This window comes from Synechococcus sp. H55.11, assembly GCF_047462475.1.
GTDB lineage: Bacteria > Cyanobacteriota > Cyanobacteriia > Thermostichales > Thermostichaceae > Thermostichus.
Map to the genome: position 1 here is coordinate 1 of NZ_JANSJI010000208.1, position 4,871 is coordinate 4,871.

At 57.2% G+C, this 4,871-nt stretch carries 4 protein-coding genes; all 4 read left to right on the forward strand.

What is annotated here, in order from left to right; all coding sequences use genetic code 11:
• On the forward strand, positions 1 to 863 hold an 863-nt coding region (locus NW853_RS08610; protein ID WP_414348807.1), incomplete at its 5' end, for an alpha/beta hydrolase-fold protein.
• Positions 864 to 908: 45 nt separating this feature from the next.
• Positions 909 to 1,967 carry an ATP-grasp domain-containing protein gene (locus NW853_RS08615; protein ID WP_414334826.1) on the forward strand — a complete coding sequence of 353 codons (1,059 nt, stop codon included), beginning with the start codon at positions 909 to 911 and terminating at the stop codon, positions 1,965 to 1,967.
• 212 nt (positions 1,968 to 2,179) lie between these two features.
• On the forward strand, positions 2,180 to 3,367 hold the full coding sequence (locus NW853_RS08620; protein ID WP_414348809.1) for a GNAT family N-acetyltransferase: 1,188 nt from the start codon (positions 2,180 to 2,182) through the stop codon (positions 3,365 to 3,367).
• Between the two features lie 22 nt (positions 3,368 to 3,389).
• Positions 3,390 to 4,784, forward strand: a complete 1,395-nt coding sequence (gene rlmD / locus NW853_RS08625; RefSeq protein ID WP_414348808.1) for a 23S rRNA (uracil(1939)-C(5))-methyltransferase RlmD — start codon at positions 3,390 to 3,392, stop codon at positions 4,782 to 4,784.
• Positions 4,785 to 4,871 lie beyond the last annotated feature (87 nt).

Here is a 4,871-nt window from a genome sequence, read left to right on the forward strand (position 1 = left end):
GGAAACCCCACCCGCCTGCGCGGTGGGGTAGTTCATGGTTGCAGCTTGGCTTTCTTGGCCAGGCAAGGCACAACTTTTCCCCCGCAGAAGAGAAAGTTGGGTATGTTTTGAGGATCCCTTCCCCGTTTTTCATGTCCTACGCTCGCCGCTACTTGCGTTTTCCCTCTCCGATCTTGGGCCGGGAAATGGAGATGCTCCACTTTGGGCATCACGGCTACCCGCTCATCTGTCTGCCCACCAGCAACGGGCGTTTTTTCGACTTGGAAGATCGCGGCATTATCGCCAGCCTCGGCCATCATCTGGAACAGGGCTATTTGCAGGCTTTTTGCGTGGAAACCCTGGATTGGGAGACCTTGTTCAACCGCGAGCTGGACGTGCCCCAACGGCGGGATCGCTGGCTGTTGCTGGAGCAGCACTGGGTAGAAGAGCTGATCCCCTATGCCAAAGCAGAAGCACAAAATGACTTTCTGGTGGTGGCAGGCTTCTCTCTGGGGGCCACCCACGCCGTCAACCTCACCTGTCGGCACCCCGGCCTGGTGCGCCGTTGTCTGGCGCTGGGAGGGCCCTACGATGTGGCTGCTCTCGGCCCCATCACCGGCTGGGATCCCCAGCAGGCGGAGCAGGAGCTGTACTTCATCAACCCCTTGGCTTACATGTCCAACATGAGCCGACAACTCTGGGATCAACTGGGCGGGCAAAATACCGAGCTAAAACTGCTCACCGCCCACCGGGATCACTGCCTCAACGACAACCTGCGCCTGGCAGAAGTCCTCCGCCGCAACGACATCCCCCATCACCTGGAGGTGTGGGAAGGGGATCACGACTGGCCCACTTGGCAAGCCCAAATCCGCGCCTTCGCGTAGGATCCCTTGCAGAGGATTGAGAGAGCTTTTGACGAGGGAGCCTGGATGATCGAAGACTACTGGGTTGGCAGCCTGCACTTCAGCGAGCCTTTTGGGGACGACACCCTGGCCCGCCTCAACGCTCTTCCCCCCGTTCAAGCCCGCAACGGCCAAGCCTACAAGATCCGGGCGGAACATGTCACCATCCACGAGGTGAACCTGGATTACCGCACCAAGTACCGCCTCATCCTAGACCGCTTCAGCTATCTTTACCCCCAAGCAATTGGCCTGTTCATGGGCTTTGCCTTCAGGGGAGTATACATCATCAACAACCCCTTCAGCTTTTACTACTACTTGCGCAACAAAGATGCCGCCTACATGGTGGTCAAGGAGCTGGGGATCTCCATTCCAAAGACTTACATTCTACCTCCCAAGGAAGCTCCGGCTTTGAAAACAGAAGACTTTAAGTATCACAAGTTTTTCGATTGGCAGGGGATGGCAGAAGATCTCGGCTGGCCGATTGTCATCAAACCGGCGGAGGGACGGGAGGCCATCGGGGTCGAAATTGCCTATAACATGGAGCAGCTCCTCTACTTTTACGACCGCTCCGGATCCCAGGTGATGATGCTCCAGGAGAAGGTTAAAAGCCCCTATCCCTGGCAGATTCGCGCCCTCTGCATTGGCCGAAAGATCATCCCCATTAAATACATCTTTCGCAAGTTCGATGCCAGCGAGTACTTATTTGATCCAGAGTTTCTCACGCCAGAGATGGGCAAAAAAGTTATCGATACGTGCCGGATTATCAATCGGGCGTTGGGCTATGAAATGAACTCGGTGGAGCTGTTTATCGACGAGCAAGGGGAGCTGCAAGCCATTGACTTTAACAATCCGGTGCCCGATGGCCGCCTCAAGGCTTTGGGGGAGATTTTTTACAACGATTACCAGCAGGCCCTTTGCGATTTGGTCGTAGATATTGTGCGGGAACAGCGGCCTTTCGACTTCTTGCCCCCAGATGTCAACCGCTTTGCCCAGATCGCCCGGCAGGCCGACCTCACCCGTGAGCAGAAGTTTCAGATGGCTCTGGAATTGGCCAACCACTACTACGAGCCCAGGGATCGCGAATAAAATACGTTAACACAAAGGCACTCTCTGGCGCCGGGTCGAGGAGCAGTTCTCTGTTTTCCAATCTTGTACATATTATGTGGGTTAAGCAGGCAAGCAAGCGCGGGGATCCTGTCCCGTGTTGAACTTAAAGGCGGCGGATCCTCTCTGCAAGGAGTATGGGGACAGCCAAGCTGACGCGGCTGCAGGGCGAGTTGGTCTATCTGGGCAGGCAAATGTCAACCGGCTTGAAATGGCGCTGGTGCCACGATATTCGCGAGATCCCGGCGGTTGCCTGGCACACTTTGCAGACGGAGCGCACCTCTCCTTTTTTGGAATACGAATGGCTGCACAGCTTAGAGGCTTCCGGTTGTGCCAGCCGCAACACGGGTTGGTTGCCCTGTCACCTGTTGGTGGAGTCGGGGGGGCAATTGATCGCCGCTGCCCCCTTGTATTTGAAAAGCCACAGCCAGGGTGAGTTTATCTTCGACCAAGAATGGGCTGCGGTTGCCGGCCAACTGGGGGAACGCTACTACCCAAAGTTGATCGGCATGGCCCCCTTTACGCCGGCCACCGGCTATCGCATTCTCGTCCACCCCGACTACTCGGCAGCAGAAGTGTGGCCGTTGATGTTGGCCGTTATCGACCGCTTTTGCCAAGATAATGATATTTCGGTGTTTAGCTTACTTTATGTGGATTTGGACTGGCGGGCCCAATTAGAATCGGATGGATTGACGCCTCGAATCACCCACAACTACCAGTGGCACAACCCTGGCTACCGCTCTTACGAGGACTTTTTGAGCCAGTTCAATGCCAACCAGCGGCGCAACATTAAGCGGGAGCGGGCTGCGATGGAAAAAAGCGGCATACAACTCAAGATCTACACAGGAGAGGAGATCACGCCGCGCCTGCTCTCTCTCATGTACGATTTTTACAGCAACACCTGCGCTCAATTCTGGAACTGGAGCAAATATCTCAACCGCCGCTTTTTTGAATCTCTCTATCCCAACTATCGGCAGCGGCTGGTGCTGGTGGCCGGGGAACGAAATACAGAAATTCTGGGGATGTCTTTTTGTGTTCGTAAAGAAGATCGCCTATTCGGTCGCTACTGGGGCTGTCGGGAAGAGGTGAAGTTTTTGCACTTTAACGTTTGCTATTACGAGCCGATTGCCCTGGCCATCCGCGAAGGGATCCGCAACTTTGATCCCGGCGCCGGCGGATCCCATAAGATCCGGCGGGGATTTCCGGCTACGCCTGTGTACAGCTACCACCGTTTTTATCGACCACGGCTGCAACAGGTTTTGGTGCCTTATTTGAATCGGGTTAATCCTCTCATGTTGGCCGAGCTGGAGAATGTCAATCAAAATGAGGTTCCTTTTCGAGAGGATGTTTTGCCTTCTCTGTCTGCTTTGACCCAGGAATAAGCCACTCTAGCGAAACAGCTTAATGGAACAGCCGCTCCCTTCTGGTTTTCTGGATCCCGTTAAACCCGGCGATCTCCTATCCCTGGAGATCACGGATCTGACCCCCCAAGGAGATGGCATTGCCCACACGGCGGGACTGGGACAAGGGCGGGTGGTGTTTGTCTCCCAGGCGGTGCCGGGGGATCAGGTGGTGGCCCAGATCACCGAGATCAAGCGCAACTATTTGGTCGGACGAATTCGGTCGTTAATGACTCCCTCTCCCGAACGGGTGCGACCGGCCTGCATCGTGGCTGACAAGTGCGGTGGCTGCCAATGGCAACACGTCAGCTACGCTCAGCAACTGGCCACCAAGCAGCAGATCCTCAGGGATGCGCTGGAACGGATTGGCGGCCTTACCCTGCCGGAGCCTGTCCCCATTTTGGGATCCCCGCAGCCGCTGCGCTACCGCAACAAGGTCACCTACCCCATTGCCAAAGCGGCAGGCCAGCCGTTGCGCGTGGGCTACTACCAACGGGGCAGCCACCGCCTGGTGAACCTCAACCAATGCCCCGTGCAGGATGAGCGGTTGGACGTGTTCCTGAGGGAGATCAAGCGGGATCTCCAGGAAACGGGCTGGAACGTGTATGACGAAAGCCGCCACCAGGGCCATCTCCGCCACCTGGGCTTGCGCATCGGTCGCCGTACCCGCGAGGTGCTGCTGACCTTGGTCAGTTGCAGCCGCGACCTGCCCCATCTGGAAAGCTGGGCTGAACGCTGGATGCAGCGCTACCCCGACCTGGTGGGGGTCTGTCTCAATCTCAATCCGGCCCGCACCAACGCCATCTTTGGCCCGCAAACGGAGGTGATTGCCGGTCGGGGATCCCTGCGGGAAGAATTTGCCGGTTTTTCCCTCTGGATCGACAGCACCTCTTTCTTCCAGGTCAATACCGAGCAAGCGGAGGCCTTCTTTACCTGGATAGTCGATCAACTGAACCTGCGGGGAGAGGAGACCGTCCTGGACGCCTACTGTGGCATCGGCACCCTGACCTTGCTGCTGGCGCAACGGGCCAAACGGGTGATGGGGGTGGAAGCGTTGCCGGAAGCGGTGGCCCAGGCCCGCTACAACGCTCGCTTCAACAACCTCTCTGCTGTCCAGTTTTTCGAGGGCACGGTGGAACAGGTTTTGCCAACCCTGCCCCCTGCCGACATTGTGGTGCTGGATCCGCCGCGACGTGGCTGCGACCGCCAAGTGCTCGAGATCTTAAAGCTGCGACGGCCACCGCGCCTCGTTTACATTAGCTGTCACCCGGCCACCTTGGCGCGCGACTTACAAATCTTGCTGGCCGAGGGATCCTACCACCTAACCCAATGGCGAGCTGCCGACTTCTTTCCCCAAACCGGGCATGTAGAGGGAGTCGCCTTTCTGGAGCGGGTTTAAGGGCAACCCCAAAAACCTCTCTCCGCCTATCCCCCCTCTCCCTTTGGGAGAGGGGCTGGGGGTGAGGGCTGGGAGAGGGGCTGGGGG